Consider the following 15,481-nt stretch of genomic DNA (forward strand, 5'->3'; position numbering starts at 1 on the left):
GCCGCGGTCATGCGCGGCGGAAAACAACGCGCGCGATTGCCGAACGTGGGCCTGGTGGTCGCCCGACACGCCCTTGCCGTGCTCAAACCGGTCCGTTTTTAAAAGGCGATGGTTGATCAGACCATCCTTAGGGAGATTGGCTTCGAGATCGATGAGCTATCCACAGCGCCGGTTAACCAACCAAAAGGGATCAGGTTCACTTACACCAAGCGATAAGTGAACCTGACCCCGTTAGCAACCGACCCCGTTAGCTACCTATTGACCCCAGCGGCGCAATGGTGGCCCCGTTAGTTGCCGTTAATTCCCTCCGTCCCCTTTATTTGTCCCCTTTATTTCCTTTATTTACCTGTCTATCGCTGACGTGTTTTTGGAAGGCCCTAAAAAGGGGTTGAAACTTTATCTTTTCAACGTGGCTGAATGATGGATATTGGATTTCGAATTAAGGAGATTGGCTTCGAGATCGATGAGCTATCCACAGCGCCGGTTAACCAACCAAAAGGGATCAGGTTCACTTACACCAAGCGATAAGTGAACCTGACCCCGTTAGCAACCGACCCCGTTAGCTACCTATTGACCCCAGCGGCGCAATGGTGGCCCCGTTAGTTGCCGTTAATTCCCTCCGTCCCCTTTATTTACCGTCCCCTTTATTTATTTACGTTTATTGCCCTTTGGAGATGCGCGCCGCTCCATCCGGTAACGTGCCGGCGGAAGCTCGAATTCACGCTTGAACGCGCGATTGAAAGCCGCCTCGGACTCATAGCCCGCATTGAGTGCGACCTGGAGCACGGTATCGTCCGTCGTCTCGAGCAGCCGCGCACCCAACTGCATGCGGCAGTGCGACACGTAGGCAAGCGGCGCCTCGCCGAGCAGACGCGTAAAGCGCTCCGCAAAGACGGTGCGGGACAATCCCGCTTGCTCGGCCAGCGAGGCGACGGTCCACCCACGCGCAGGCTCGCGATGGATCGCAGCGAGCGCCCGGCTCACCGCCGAATCGCGCGCGGCCGCCAGCCAGCCGATCCGCCGCGGCGGGAGTTCGGCCATGTAGCGGCGCAATGCCTCGATGAACAGTGCCTCGGCCAGCTTCGCGAGCAAGGCGCCCCGGCCTGCACCATCCGGTTCGCGCCCCGCTGCGAGGTGGCGGATCGTGTTTTCCAGCCACTCGCCAGAGGGGCCACGACGAATGTTCGTCTTGAACAGCGGGGGCAACCCTGCAAGGAAGTAGCGGGTGGCTTGGCGTTCGCAGCCGATATAGCCGCAGATGAATTTGGTGAGGCGGCCGCCACCGCCACCACGTTCCGAGACGATCTTTCTTTCGAGAATCTTCGGCAGCAGCGAGGACGAGTCGGTCAGTTCGGCTCCGCGGCCGTTCCAAAGCTCGTGAGCATCCCCCATCGGCAGGATCGCGATGTCGCCCGGGCGCAGGGGCACGCCGGCCAAGCCGGGAATGCGCGCCGTCGCCTCGCCCTCCACCAGCAGGTGAAACAGGATCAGGTGCTCCGCCGAGGGCGCCATGAGTCGCGCGCCCGTGCTCGCCGCCGGTGCGGCAAACCCCCACGGAGCGCTCAGTTCCGCGTCGAGAAAGATGGCGCCGGTCAGGCTTACGCTGCGCAACGCTTCGGAAAGGGGATCGGGCAGGTTCATGGAGTGCAAAAGAATCCGGACGCCCGATCAGGTGGTCGGACCACGCGCGACCCATGCTGCGGCCGTCGAGAACACGGAGACACGGTCATGTCGGATGCTCATGGTTTCACATTCATCGACCCCACGACGACGAAGGCCACGGCAGAGGTCGTGCGGCGTTTCATTTCCGCGTTCGAGCGCAGGGACGCCACGGCGATCCCCGACCTGGTCGCTGCGGATTGCGTAATGGAGGCGCTCCAACCCGCGCCCAATGGGTTGCGCGTCGAAGGCTACGACGCCAATGTCGCCTTCTGGCAGGCGATGGTCAAGGACCCGCAGGGTTCATTCGAAGTCGAGGACGTGATCATTTCTGGCGACCGCGCGATCAATCGTTGGCGCTACCGTTTCGGCACGGGTGCGGAAGACTACCTGCGGGGAGTCACGCTGATCACGGTGCGTGACGGTAAGGTCACGCAAGCGCTGGGATACGGCAAGACTCCGCAGGTGTCGGATCTGGGCCAGGCAAGCGACACCACCGCCAGCGTCATCCGGCGCTACAACGACGCTTTCCAGAGGCACGACCCCGCAGCGCTGGCCGAACTAGTCGCCGAGGACTGCGTGATTGAGAACTCGAACCCTGCCCCGAACGGGTCGCGCCACGTGGGCCGCGAAGAATGTCTTGCGCTGTGGGGGCGGATCGCAGGAAATCGGGACATCTGGTTCGAGATCGAAGACGTGGCAATCGCCGGCAGCAGCGCGACGATCCAGTGGCGGCTGCGCTGGGGGGAGAGCGACGAGACGTCGGTGCGTGGGGTCAACCTGATGCAGGTAGAGAACGGCCAGATCGTGAAGGCCCTCGGCTACGTCAAAGGTACCTGAGTGAACCAGCGCATCTGCCCTGCACGCGGCCTCACTGAGAAGAACGACGCTGCAACACTGCATCCAGACCTTACGTTCGGCAGCCGGCGTTTGGGATCCGCATTTCCGCCAGATGCCCTTCTGGCCAAAAGCCGTTCGTGGCTTGTCGCCAGGGTGCCGGCCGGGTTTCCACGCCTTTGCCCGCAAAGGCTCCACCGCAACGCCAGAGGTTTTACATGAGAAGTCTCAAGCTTATCGAACACATTTCCCTGGACGGCGTGGTTCAGCACGGCACCGACGAGAACGGTTTTCCCTATGAAGGATGGATCGATCCCTATCGGACGCCCCAGGGCCTGAATGCGCTCCTGGCCGCGCAAGGTCACCGGTTCGATCTGCTGCTTGGCCGCCGCACCTACGATATCTGGTCGGACTCCTGGGGAAAGGCCGCCGGCAGCCCGATGGCCGACGGCATCAATGCGGCAACAAAATATGTTGCCACCCACCATCCGGACGATCTTCGATGGGGCCCGTTCGAGGCCGTCGGCCCCGATCTCAGGCAGGATGTGTTGCGCTTGAAAGCGCAGACCGGCCCTGAGCTTGTTGTCTGGGGCAGCTCCACACTGACATCGACACTGCTCGAATACGGACTCGTGGATGACATCCTGCTGATCGTCTATCCGGTATGGCTGGGCACCGGGAAACGCCTGTTTGCAGAAGGCACGCCCGCTCACTCCTTCGAGCTCGTCGGCACGCAGGCCATGCCCTCGGGCATCCTCTTCAACACCTACAAGAGCGCCGGACCTTTGAAGGCAAGCGGGGGCGACTGAGCGAGCGCCCGGCAAGGTGACGGCGGGAATTAATGTGCTGCGACCCCATTAATTGGCCCGGCGTCTCGGCGGCTCGCGATCAAAGTATTCTGGATACGGTAAGCCGAGGGCACGAAGTGTCGGAGCGAAATAGAAAGGCACCTTTGCGGCCAGCTTTGCCGCCTCAGGACATGGCCTCAATGAAGGCTTTGACTCATGACCCGCTCGCACTATTTCCCAAGCTTTGCACATGTACGTGCCGGCGCTGTCAAGCAAATTCACGTACAACTCCTCGCCCGTGATCGGCATTTCCTTGATAGGGAGATAATGATAGCCACTCATATCCCTTATCCACGCCTCGCCAATTGTTACGATGATGGTCGCTCTGTTAGCAATAACTCTGTCTGCTACATTCCGCCAAAAGATAAACTTTTCCGCTTGGTCGCTCCAGTGCACGGATATCCCATCTACGCTCTTGAAATCCTTGTCGTAGAGGAAAAGCATTGGAATGTGGTATCCGTCGCGCTCAAACGTTTGCTGGGCCATCGCCGCAAGTGCCGCGTGGAGTTTCTCGTTGGAGTCCGCCTGGGACATCCTTTCCCGAAGTTCGTAGATCGCGCCGCTCATTGAAGCGGGCGGTGTTAAATCGGGGTCGGCGCGAACGCGCTCCATTTTCTGGTAGTAGATTTTGAGGTCTGATAGCTTTACGTAACAGACTCGCCGCGTAATTTCACGCGCCGCGTATAGCGCAGTCGGATCTGGAATTGATTGTTCAATTTCCCCTCCAAGATGGAATGCTAGTCCCCGGCAGACGCGATAGAGGGTCGTGTAGACGTAACTCAGGGCTTGCAGCAACTCAAGGTTCGGCAACGAGTTGGCGATCCAGACACGTTCTATTTTTATGGCAGACGAGCCGATAACGTGAGATGGAAGCTTCTTCTGGGCAATACGAACGAGGCGCTTCGCCCCCGCGTGCAGAAGCTCCTCACGGCCTGTGGCCAGCTTCAAATCTTGCTCCGCCAAGTATGAGAACAACAGGGTTAACTCAAGAGTGCTATGCAGCTCAAGGTCACCCTCCTTCTCGATGGCATTCCGCGAATCCTTAGCCCACTCCATGACCTCGTCCGACGCCCACTCCGCCACAATAGGACGATACCAAGAGTCGAAGTCAGGAATAGAAGGTTTGTTTTTTTGGATAATGAAGGTGACGGTTCGCGCCGTCTGCAGGAATTGGTTGGTGTTTAGTCGGAAAAGTTCCGGCTCCATGTAAGTGAGATGGCACCGCTCCAGAAGAAGCCAGAGATCACCGAGTCGCCTTTCCCAAGGTTGCATGTTTGGCTCATCCCTTCTGAGCAGACGGAGTCCGTGGCTCGCCACTTGACGGCCTCCTTAGGATACTGAGACGGCGCCCCGACATAGGTCAAAGATACACCTAATTACGCCGGTGCTTTCTTTCCAGAAACACTAGCCATTACCCAACTCGCCACCCACCTTTCAAGCGGTGAAACCGAATTCTGGATCACTAACTTCAGCCAATTGTTTCGTTCGTCGCTAGGCAATACCTTGGACGAGTGAATTATGGCTCGCCGCGCGCGGCTACCGACATTATAAATATTCGCCTTTTGAGACCGGACCCACGCTAGGTCCTTTGATGTTATTGCGGCGAGTGCCTTGTGTTCCATATTGCTGCCTTGGAACACAAATCCTTTGAGCTTCGGCACACTAAGAAATCTTGGTTGTGTCGCGATGAAAAATTCCAACCAGTATTTGACCAGGGAACACCTAGCGACGTCGGCAGAGCAAAGAGCACTTACCGCAGGGCACAGATCCATAGCCAGCGCGTCATCAGTTACCTCCAAGAGATAGATGAATACATCTGGAGTTACTGGCGCGAAAAAATCAAAGTTCTCCAACAGCATACCGGCTAAATCGTCAACGTCATGACGCCGCGCAGTTCGGATTATGCTACGAGCAATCCCAACGTCTATATGATCCAACTTCAACAGCTTATCGAAGGCCGCTATTAAGCTCGACGCGACCTCATCCTCCTCGCCAAGGTCGTCGATCTCCGCGTCCCAGTCGAAATCCTCAAAGCTGCCATACGGTCCAAAGGTTTCCAGCGAATCAAGCAGCTCGTCTTTATCTTCGATGTATTGATTATGTAGATATTTTTCAGTGAAACTCGCCGCTGTTAAAAGCTCAGTTTTATCTGTTGCCAATGTCAGTCGATGGTTCTCGTATAGGTACAGCGTCAAGGCCTCAAGCGCGCTCTCAAGCTCCCTCGCGGACTCACCGAACATGCGTATATCATCCACATATCTCGTGTGGCTCACACCGCATTGTTCGATGAAGCTGTCGACATCCATCATTACAGCCTCAGCCATAATGATGCTAGCCGCGGGACCAACCGGCACGCCCTGCGACGCTTTATTGTTTAACGTCGTGATGAACGACTCGATCTCTACAGACATGGGTTTTAGCTTGGCGTCTGCAGCTTCTATCGCGTTCTGAAGCCTATGCAAATATATTTGATTATAAAAATCTGATATATCGGTAACTAGAGCGTACTTGTGTGCCTTCGAGAGCTGCTCGCTCTTTGTGCGAAAGTCATCCCACCCTGAGCCACCGTCGAAGAAGCTCCCGTCGGCAATCTTTATTCGGTACGAGCACGCTATGCCTGCCTCTGGCTTGGGGCGACAAGCTTCTACTGAACCGGCGACCTCAAATGCGAGCGCTGTGTAAATTAACGCCTCCATGGGGTCCAACTGATGCACAACGCGGTAGCCGCCTTTTGGCTTCAAAACTGTCAGCGCGTGCGGCAGTGTTAGCTGGAATTTAGAAACGTTCTTAGACAGAAGCTCCTTTTTCACCTCTTCCCAGCTGTGCCACAAGGCTTCGAATTCAAAAGCCTTTGGGAAAAAATCCGAGTCATAGAACTTCGATATATGCTCTCGAGCAAAATCAATAGCTTGCTCAGATAGAATTGCCATGAGACGCGCCCCGTCAAATCGACAGCAAAAAGAAAGGCGGCTGATACCGGCCGCCTTCTTCTTGCAACTAAATTAACGCCTCACCCACACTTCGAATACCCACAATTCAAACAAGTCTGGCACCCATCCATCAGCACCAGCGCCTGCGTATTGCACTTGGCGCACAAGGTCGCCCCCGGCGGAAACCCACTGGCATTGCTCTCGCTGCTGGAAGCCACCTCAGCCGCCTTCTTCCCCGCCGAAGCCGCCTCATACGCCGCCCGCTTCTCGGCAATGAGCTTCTTCTGCGTCTCATCCATCTCCGGATCATGGATGAGCCCGATGTTCTTCATGTGCTGCTCGATCACCGCGCCAATCTCGGCCACGATGCTCGGCATGTAGACGCCGCCAGCCTTGAAGTACCCACCCCGCGGATCGAACACGGCCTTCAGCTCCTCGACGATAAACGTCACATCTCCGCCCTTGCGGAACACGGCCGAAAGAATGCGGGTGAGCGCCACGATCCACTGGAAGTGGTCCATGTTCTTCGAGTTGATGAAGATCTCGAAAGGGCGGCGCTGTTCGTGCGGGGTGCCGGCGTTGAGCACGATGTCGTTGATGGTGACGTACAGCGCGTGCTCGAACAGCGGCGACTTGATCTTGAAGGTGGAGCCGACGAGCGATTCGGGGCGCTCGACGCTTTCGTGCATCTGGATGATTTCGGCCTGGCGCGGCTCGGCGGCCTTCTTCTCCGGCGCGGCGGCGGCCGGGGCGGCCTTGTCTTCGGGCTTGACGACCTGGTAGCCCTTGATCTTCTTTTCGATCTTGATCGTCATGGGTATGGGTTCTCTTTGAGCTGGGGCGTCGCTCGGGCGACAGCCGGTGGTGGGCGATACGCGTGTCGCGAAAGGAGAAATCCATCTGGTGCAGCGCGCGGGAGATGGATTTCCGCTTTGGCGGTGCGGCGGCGCAGGCTCGTGGCAGGCCGTAAGTCCCTGGCGGGAGGCGGTGCACGGCGGGCGGAAGCTTGAAGAAGACTCCGGCCCGGGCAGCGCCCGGGCCGGAGCCGGTGCTGCTTACTTGCGGCGGGCAGCCTTTTTCGGCGCCGCCTTCTTGCTGGCAGTGGACCGCTTGTTCACCGACGCCTTGGCGACGGTCTTCTTGCTGGCGGACTTCTTCCCTGCCGCCTTCTTCGGAGCGGCCTTCTTCATGGCCGTCTTTTTGCTGCTGGCCTTGCTGGTCGCCTTCTTGACGGCCTTGGCAGGAGCTTTCTTCACCGCCTTCTTGCTGGCGGCCTTCTTCGGAGCGACCTTCCTGGCGGCAGCCTTCTTCGGTGCAGCTTTCTTGGCGACGGCCTTCTTCGGTGCGGCCTTCTTGGCCGCAGCCTTCTTCGGTGTGGCCTTCTTGGCAGCGGCCTTCTTCGGCGCGGCCTTCTTGGCAGCAGCCTTCTTCGGCGCCGCCTTCTTGGCAGCGGCCTTCTTCGGTGCAGCCTTCTTGGCAGCGGCCTTCTTCGACGCGGCCTTCTTGGCAGCAGCCTTCTTCGGCGCCGCCTTCTTGGCAGCGGCCTTCTTCGACGCGGCCTTCTTGGCAGCAGCCTTCTTCGGCGCCGCCTTCTTGGCAGCGGCCTTCTTCGGCGCCGCCTTCTTGGCAGCGGCCTTCTTCGGCGCGGCCTTCTTGGCGGCAGCCTTCTTCGGCGCCGCATTCTTCGCCGGAGCCGCCTTCATCGGCGTCTGCGGGGCGGGCGAGCCCACCGGAGCTTCGGCGGACGGCGGATCGCCGACGGGCGGCATGGAACTGTTCTGCGCTTCGACTTCGGTATCGATGGACATCTGGACTTCCCCTCCGACTCTGGTTTTGTATGGGACCCGCAATGGCTAGAACTTGCCGTAATAGCCTTCCTTCAGGGCATCGAACAGGTTGGCGGCGGTATGCATTTCGCCGTCATATTCCACCTGCTCGTTACCCTTCAGTTCGATAACGCTACCGTCTTCCAATTCGAAGCGGTAGAGGGTGCTTTCCAGGTCGGCTTCCTTGACCAGCACGCCCTGGAAGGCGGCCGGGTTGAAGCGGAAGGTGGTGCATCCCTTCAGGCCCTGCTTGTAGGCGTAGAAGTAGATGTCCTTGAAGTCTTCGTAGGGGTAGTCGGTGGGCACGTTGGCGGTCTTGGAGATCGACGAATCGATCCACAGTTGCGAGGCCGCCTGGATGTCCACGTGCTCCTTCGGGCTGATGTCGTCGGCGGCCACGAAGTACTCGGGCAGCTTGTTGGCCGCCTCGTCGGTGAACGGCAACGCGTTGGCGTTGATGAGGGCGCGGTAGGCGAGCAGCTCGTAGCTGTAGACCTCGACCTTTTCCTTGGACTTCTTGCCCTCGCGGATCACGTTGCGCGAGTAGTGGTGGGCGAAGCTGGGCTCGATGCCGTTGGACGCGTTGTTGGCCAGCGACAGCGAGATCGTGCCGGTGGGCGCGATCGAGCTGTGGTGGGTGAAGCGCGCGCCGCTCTCGGCCAGTTGCTCGACCAGCTTCGGTGCGACCGTGGCGATGCGCTGCATGTAGCGGCTGTACCTGGCGTGCAGCACGCGGCCGGGGATGGCGTCGCCGACCTTGTAGCCGTCGGTGACCATTTCCGGGCGCTTGCGCAGCATGTCGCCGGTGACGGTGTAGTCCTTGGCCAGCACCGGCGCGGCGCCCTTTTCCCTGGCCAGGTCCAGTGCGACCTCCCAGCCGGCCACGGCCATCTCGCGCGAGACGTCCTCGGTGAAGGCGACGGCCGGCTCGGTGCCGTAGCGCATCTTGAGCATGGTCAGGGTGGAACCCAGGCCCAGGAAGCCCATGCCGTGGCGGCGCTTGCTCATGATCTCGTTGCGCTGCTGCTCCAGCGGCAGGCCGTTGATCTCCACCACGTTGTCGAGCATGCGGGTGAACACCTTGACCACCTCGCGGTATTCATCCCAGTCGAAGCGGGCCTTGGGGCCGAACGGGTCGCGCACGAAAGTGGTCAGGTTGATCGAGCCGAGCAGGCAGGAGCCGTAGGGCGGCAGCGGCTGCTCACCACAGTTGTGCGCGTGCAGTCCGTTGCCGTCGAAGGTGTTGATGCCCGGCACCTGCACGTCATAGACATCTTCGGTGCCGTCGGCTTCGAGCGAAGCGACCGTGGCGACGAAGCGGGTGCGGTTGAGGGTGCGGCGGTAGCCGGCCAGCAGGGCCTTCAGGCGCGCGGCCTTGTCGCTGTCGGCAAAACCGATCAGCTCGCCGAAGCGGGCCAGCGATTCACCGGCGATGACCAGCTCGTGCTGGGCCTGTGTGACGTAGGCGCGCGAACCGCCGTGGCCATCGGGCAGCACCGAGCTGCCGGCGACGCGGCGGTCGCGGTAGATGCGCGAGGGGATGCCCAGGCGCAGCAGCATGCGTTGTACCGCTTCCAGGCGCGGCAGGTCCGACTGCGCCAGGCGCACGGAAACGCCCTTGGCCTGGCTGCCCTGCGCCGAACCGTCGGCATCGAAGAAGCCACGCAGGAAGCCGCGGTAGGCGTCGCTCGAAGTCTGTTCGAGCGCCGGGGTGATCGCCTTGTCGCCAGACGCCATGCCCAGCTCGAAAGCCAGGTCGCGCAACGAGGCGGACTTCAGGCGGAATTCGTTGCGGCCAGCCACTTCCGACCAGCCTGCGAAGTCGGCGCGGTGCGGCAGCGTTTGCGCGCAACGCAGCGCCTCGGCCATCAGCGCCTGCGCACCACAGCCGCCCGTGGCGTTGACGGCAGCGGCCTGCGGCCAGACCGACAGCACGGCCGCTTCCTGCTTGAGCGTGCCGTCGCCGACCAGCAGGCCGAGCAGATAGCCCTGTTCCTCGCTGAGCGCGCCCGCCCACTGCGCGTTGGCGCGATGGTCGTTGAGCAGCACGCGGTCGCCGGGCTTGAGGTGCTGCGCTTGGCACCACTCGGTGTCCACGCTCCAGCGGGTGAGTCGCGAGACGCGGCGCACGCGATGGTCGTCGGTGAGGCGCAGCCGGTAGCCTTCCTCGGTCTGCAGCGCCAGCACCGGCTTGGTGGCGGTACGGAAGAAGCCTTCGGCGCCGGTGGCGTGGTCCTGGCCGTCGACGCGGGCCAGGAAGCCGGTGCCCAGCAGGTCGCTGACCTGGCGCGGGCCTTCGGCGGTCTGCACCCAGGTGTCGGCAGTGACGCAGGGGTTGGTGGCGCGGATGTGCTCGCACCACCAGTTGTTGTTCATCTCGTTGACCTTGTCGATCAGGATGAACCCGGGCTCGGCGTAGTCGTACGTCGAGACCATGATCATGTCCCACAGGTGCCGCGCGCGGATCTGTCCGTAGATCTTGCAGGCGACCAGGCCGTCCTCGCGGTCGACGTAGTTCTCGTGAGTGGGCCACTCGCGCCAGACGACCTTGCTCGGGTCGTCCAGGTCGATCTCGCCCTGCTCCTTGACGTGGACCGGGAACACCAGCGGCCAGTCCTGGTCGTGCTCGACCGCCTGCATGAAGCCGTCGGTGATCAGCAGGGAGAGGTTGAACTGGCGCAGCCGGCCGTCCTCGCGCTTGGCGCGGATGAATTCCTTGGCGTCCGGATGGGAGATATCGAACGTGCCCATCTGTGCGCCGCGGCGACCGCCGGCGGAGGAGACGGTGAAACACATCTTGTCGTAGATATCCATGAACGACAGCGGGCCGGAGGTGTAGGCACCGGCGCCGGAAACGTACGCGCCGCGCGGGCGCAGCGTGGAGAATTCATAGCCGATGCCGCAGCCGGCCTTCAGGGTCAGGCCCGCCTCGTGGACCTTTTCCAGGATGTCGTCCATCGAATCGCGGATGGTGCCCGACACGGTGCAGTTGATCGTGGAGGTGGCCGGCTTGTGCTCCAGCGCGCCGGCGTTGGAGGTGATGCGGCCGGCCGGGATCGCACCGCGGCGCAGCGCCCACAGGAAGCGCTCGTACCAGTGCGCGCGCAGTTCGTCGGTGGTCTCCACGTCGGAGAGGGCGCGCGCGACGCGCTGCCAGGTCTCGTCGACGGTGGCGTCGACCGGCTCGCCCGACTTGGTGCGCAGGCGGTACTTCTTGTCCCAGATGTCGTAGGAGGCCGGCTGCAGCGGAATGGCTGCGGCATCACGGTTGGCGGCGTGTGGTGCGCGCGCGGTGCTCATCGGATTGTTGTCCTCCGGCCTTGCGACCCGTCTAGAGTGGTTCCATCGACGCCACGCGACAGCCACGGCGTCCCTTGCGGACGGCACGGCGGCCTGTGCGTTCTGTTGATCTTTCCGGCTTTACGACGCCCTCCCCCGAGGTTGCCACAGCGACACAGCACTTGGGAGAGCGACCGAACGACTCACACAAGATGTTGTGGTGCGACCGGGCATGAACGGTAGCTCTGGCCTGCGTAGTCGTCAACTGAAAAATCGATCATCCAGCGCCTACGCGGCCCGGCGCTGGGTGCGCGCAGAGCGCCGGTGCCCTGGCTGGCGCCGATTGCCGCCGAGGAGGCGCCCGTGGCGGTCGAACGGCTGCCCCGGAGTCCGCATGGGACGCCCGGCGAGGCGCGGAAGCGGACGCCACGCTACCCCGACGTGGGCGCCGGCTCGACCGCGCGCATGCGCAGCACGCGCGCCGGGATGCCGCCGACGGTGGCGCCGGCGGGCACGTCTTCGAGCACCACGGCATTGGCGCCGATGCGCACGTGGTCACCGATGGTCACGGCGCCGACGATCTTCGCGCCGGCGCCGATGAAGACGTGATCGCCCAGCCGCGGCGACTGGTTCTTTTCCGCGCCGATGGTGACCTGGTGTTCGATGTAGACGTGGCGCCCGCCCTGCACGCTGCCATTGATCACCACGCCCTGGCTGTGGATCAGCACCAGGCCTTCGCCGAACTCGGCGCCGCGGCCGATGATGCACTGGCCGAACACTGCATTGAGCTTGTTGAAGAACATCGCCAGCGGCGCCAGTCGATGGCGCTGCGACCATTGCATCAGCCGGTAGCAGCCCATCGCGAAGGTGCCGTCGGTGAGCAGCGTTTTCAGCCGTGTCCGCCGGTCGTCGCGGCCGTAACACCAGCGCGCCTTGGCGGCGAGGTCGATGGCGAACTTCATGGCGTCGGGGCCTTTGCGGGCAGCAGCGACAGCAACTGCCCGGCGTTGTTGCGCCACTGATGGTGGGCGACGATGTTGGCGCGCGCCGCGGCGCCGGCCCGGCGCAGGTCGTCCGGTTGCTGCGCGAGCTTGAGCACCAGCCCGGCGCAGGCATCCACCTGGCCACGCGCGAACAGCCAGCCGTCGGCGCCGTCGGTGACCACTTCGGCGATCGGCGCGTAGTCGGGCGCGACCACCGCCACTTCCATCGCCATCAGTTCGAACAGCTTCATGGGCGAGCCGTATTCGTTGGAGTCGGCCAGCACCGCGTAATCCATGCAGGCGATCCACGCGGCCACCTCGGCGTGCGCCACGCGTCCGGGCAGGCGCACGCGGTCCTGCATGCCGGCGGCCTCGATGGCGGCGGCCACCGCCGGAAGGTCGACGCCATCGCCCACCAGCAGCAGGGTCAGATGGGGGGTTGCGTGAAGACGTGAAACAATGGCGCGCACGAAGGCGGCGATGCCGTGCCAAGGCACGAACGCGCCGACGTAGCCGCACACCACTCGGCCTTCCAGCCCGCGCTCGCGGCGCAGCGCGTCGCGATCGAAACGCGCCGGGTCGAAGCGCTGCAGGTCGGCCGCGTTGGGCGAGATCACCGCGGGCGCGATGTCACCGTAGGCCTCCCGCGCGGTGTCGTGGAACCAGTGCGAGATGAACACCAGCCCGGTGGCCTGGCGCAGGCACCATCGCTCGATGCGGCGGGCCAGCCGGCGCAAGGTGAGCGAGCGCACCCGCGGCACCAGCGCCGAATCGTTGATTTCCAGGATCACCGGGATGCCGCGCCGGCGCGCCAGCCACACCGTGACGAACAGGAACAGCGCGTAGCGCTCGTAGATCATCTGCGGCTGCAACCGCCGCAGCGTCCGGCCGACGCGGAACAACGTGACCAGGTTGTAGCCCAGCTCCAGCAGCTCGAACAACACGCCTGGCGCGCGCGCCAGCAACGGACCGAAGCGGCCCGGCTTTGCGCTCGCGCTGGCCTGCTGCGGCTCCTGCTCCGGGTCGGCGCCAGGGAAGGAAAGGATCTCCACCTCGTGGCCCAGGTCGCGCAGCGCGTGCACGATGCCGCGGATATGCACGCCCTCGACCTGGCGGCCCTGGGTGCGGTGGTGATAGAGGATTCTCATAGGGCCACCCGATCCCATCCTCGCGCGCGCCACGGTGTGTGGCGTGCAGGTCGGTGCACCGTCCCCAAGGCACGATCGCAACCCATGACTTCACCTTGTCGAGTGATGCCTTGCCCAATGATGGCCCGCGGGCCGCTGCGGCAGCGGCCTCGACCGAGCTAGCGTAGTGGCCGCACCTGGCTTGCGCAACGCACGGGCGGCGAAGCCTGGCGCGCTTGCGCGGCCGATCGAAAATGCCATCGGCCGCCGCCCGGCGGCGAGGGCAGATGCGTGCGGGAGCCCGCCCTCGTGGGCATTGCCGCAGGCCACGGAACCCGCCGGCGTGTTTGCAGTCAGAGCGTCGTCACGAAAGCCATGGAGCGCACATGAAACTTCACCTGCGTCGTATCACCGTTGCCCTGGCGTGGGGTTGCGGCTTGCTGCTGTTCGGCTGCTGGCCGGGCGTCACGCGCGCGGCCCTGCCCACCGCGGTCGCCGGCGAGCCGCTGCCGTCGCTGGCGCCGATGCTGCAGAAGGTGACGCCGGCGGTGGTGAACATCTCGACCAAAACGCGGGTGGCGGTGCGCGATCCGTATTTCGACGACCCGATCTTCCGCCAGTTCTTCGGGCTGCCCTCCTCGCCGCGCCAGCGGGTGGAGCAGAGCCTGGGCTCGGGTGTGATCGTGGACGCAGCCAAGGGCTACGTGCTGACCAACAACCACGTGGTCGGCGGCGCCGACGACATCACCGTGACGCTGCAGGACGGGCGCACCTTCAAGGGCAAGCTGATCGGCACCGATCCGGACACCGACGTGGCGGTGGTGCAGATTCCGGCCAAGAACCTCAAGGCACTGCCGGTGGCCGATTCGGCCAGGCTGCGCGTGGGCGACTTCGTGGTGGCGGTGGGCGATCCGTTCGGGCTGGGGCAGACGGTGACCTCGGGCATCGTCTCGGCACTCGGCCGGTCCGGCCTCGGCGGCTCGGGCTACCAGAACTTCATCCAGACCGACGCGTCGATCAACCCGGGCAATTCCGGCGGTGCGCTGGTGAACTTGAACGGCGAACTGGTCGGCATCAACACGATGATCCTGTCGCCCTCGGGCGGCAACGTGGGCATCGGCTTCGCCATCCCCAGCAACCTCACCGCGCAGGTGATGGGCCAGTTGATCGCGCACGGCAAGGTGGTGCGCGGCAGCCTGGGCGTGCAGACCCAGGACATCACCCCGCGCATCGCCCGGCTGCTGGGGCTGTCGGCCAGCGAGGGCGTGGTGGTGACGCGCGTCGCACCCGGCTCGGCGGCGGCCAACGCCGGCCTGGCGCCCGGCGACGTGCTGCAGGCGATCGACGGCAAGCCGCTGCACGACAGCGACGAACTGCGCAATGCCGAGGGCCTGCTGCCGCTGGGCAGCCAGGTGACTTTGAAGATCTCGCGCAACGGCGACCTACAGCAGGTCAAGGCGACGCTGACGCCGGAAAAGCTCGCCACGCTTGATGGCGCCACGCTCGACCGCCGCCTCGCCGGCGTGCGTTTCAGCGAACTGTCGATGGCCCAGCGCAGCCAGGGCGCCGCCGGCGTGGCGGTCACCGGCGTGCAAGGCGGCAGCCGCGCCGCGCGCATGGGGCTGGATGAAGGCGACATCGTGATTGGCGTGAACAACCGCCGCGTCACCAGCCTGCGCGAACTGCGCGGACTGGTGGCGATGCAGCCACGGCAACTGGTGCTGGTGGTGGAAAGCGACGGCGGCGTGCGCTACCTGCCAATGGATTAGGCGCGCCGCCGCCCGGCTCCCTCTCCCCTGCGGGAGAGGGCCGGGGTGAGGGGCCGCTCTAGCGCTGTCGCCTGTTCGTGCCCAGGACCCATGCTTTTTCCCCTTGCCCCGTGGCGACGTTCCCACGAGCCCCGCATTCATTCGCTCCGCTCTTGATAGAGGACGCGGGAGAGCGAGCCGAAGCGCCGGCATCCATGCGGCCGTTCTCCGCCTTTGCTTAACG

General features: G+C 63.2%; 11 protein-coding genes. 3 read left to right on the forward strand and 8 right to left on the reverse strand.

Going from position 1 to position 15,481, the window contains the following annotated elements; translation table 11 throughout:
• Positions 1 to 648: 648 nt before the first annotated feature.
• Complete coding sequence (locus OSC30_RS15520) at positions 649 to 1,641, reverse strand: AraC family transcriptional regulator (protein ID WP_267172772.1); 993 nt, start codon at positions 1,639 to 1,641, stop codon at positions 649 to 651.
• 87 nt (positions 1,642 to 1,728) lie between these two features.
• Here OSC30_RS15520 and OSC30_RS15525 point away from each other — a divergent pair, with 87 nt between their 5' ends.
• Positions 1,729 to 2,499: a nuclear transport factor 2 family protein gene (locus tag OSC30_RS15525; protein WP_267172773.1), complete on the forward strand. Its 771-nt coding sequence runs from the start codon at positions 1,729 to 1,731 to the stop codon at positions 2,497 to 2,499.
• A 215-nt stretch (positions 2,500 to 2,714) separates the two neighbouring features.
• A complete protein-coding gene (locus OSC30_RS15530; RefSeq protein WP_267172774.1) occupies positions 2,715 to 3,305 on the forward strand; it encodes a dihydrofolate reductase family protein in 591 nt (196 codons plus the stop codon).
• Between the two features lie 48 nt (positions 3,306 to 3,353).
• Here the strand turns inward: OSC30_RS15530 and OSC30_RS15535 are convergent, their stop codons facing one another.
• The 7 genes from OSC30_RS15535 to OSC30_RS15565 form a co-directional block, all read right to left on the reverse strand.
• The gene (locus OSC30_RS15535) at positions 3,354 to 4,616 is read right to left on the reverse strand and encodes a hypothetical protein (protein ID WP_267172775.1); all 1,263 of its coding nucleotides are present in this window, start codon (positions 4,614 to 4,616) and stop codon (positions 3,354 to 3,356) included.
• A 104-nt stretch (positions 4,617 to 4,720) separates the two neighbouring features.
• On the reverse strand, positions 4,721 to 6,274 hold the full coding sequence (locus OSC30_RS15540; RefSeq protein ID WP_267172776.1) for a reverse transcriptase domain-containing protein: 1,554 nt from the start codon (positions 6,272 to 6,274) through the stop codon (positions 4,721 to 4,723).
• An 80-nt stretch (positions 6,275 to 6,354) separates the two neighbouring features.
• On the reverse strand, positions 6,355 to 7,089 hold the full coding sequence (locus tag OSC30_RS15545; RefSeq protein WP_267172777.1) for a TSCPD domain-containing protein: 735 nt from the start codon (positions 7,087 to 7,089) through the stop codon (positions 6,355 to 6,357).
• 240 nt (positions 7,090 to 7,329) lie between these two features.
• Positions 7,330 to 8,082 (reverse strand): histone H1-like repetitive region-containing protein, encoded by a 753-nt coding sequence (locus OSC30_RS15550; RefSeq protein ID WP_267172778.1) that lies wholly within the window; start codon positions 8,080 to 8,082, stop codon positions 7,330 to 7,332.
• 45 nt (positions 8,083 to 8,127) lie between these two features.
• A complete protein-coding gene (locus OSC30_RS15555; protein WP_267172779.1) occupies positions 8,128 to 11,400 on the reverse strand; it encodes an LAGLIDADG family homing endonuclease in 3,273 nt (1,090 codons plus the stop codon).
• A 410-nt stretch (positions 11,401 to 11,810) separates the two neighbouring features.
• Complete coding sequence (locus tag OSC30_RS16905; protein ID WP_323374223.1) at positions 11,811 to 12,341, reverse strand: serine O-acetyltransferase; 531 nt, start codon at positions 12,339 to 12,341, stop codon at positions 11,811 to 11,813.
• Complete coding sequence (locus tag OSC30_RS15565; RefSeq protein WP_267172780.1) at positions 12,338 to 13,510, reverse strand: glycosyltransferase; 1,173 nt, start codon at positions 13,508 to 13,510, stop codon at positions 12,338 to 12,340. Before OSC30_RS15565 ends, OSC30_RS16905 begins: the two co-directional genes overlap by 4 nt.
• A 365-nt stretch (positions 13,511 to 13,875) precedes the next feature.
• On the opposite strand from OSC30_RS15565, the gene OSC30_RS15570 reads away from it, so the two are divergent.
• Positions 13,876 to 15,258, forward strand: coding sequence for a DegQ family serine endoprotease (locus OSC30_RS15570; RefSeq protein WP_267172781.1), 1,383 nt, complete (start codon positions 13,876 to 13,878; stop codon positions 15,256 to 15,258).
• The last annotated feature ends 223 nt before the right edge of the window (positions 15,259 to 15,481 follow it).

This window comes from Frateuria hangzhouensis, from assembly GCF_026410505.1.
Classification (GTDB): Bacteria; Pseudomonadota; Gammaproteobacteria; order Xanthomonadales; family Rhodanobacteraceae; genus Frateuria_A; species Frateuria_A hangzhouensis.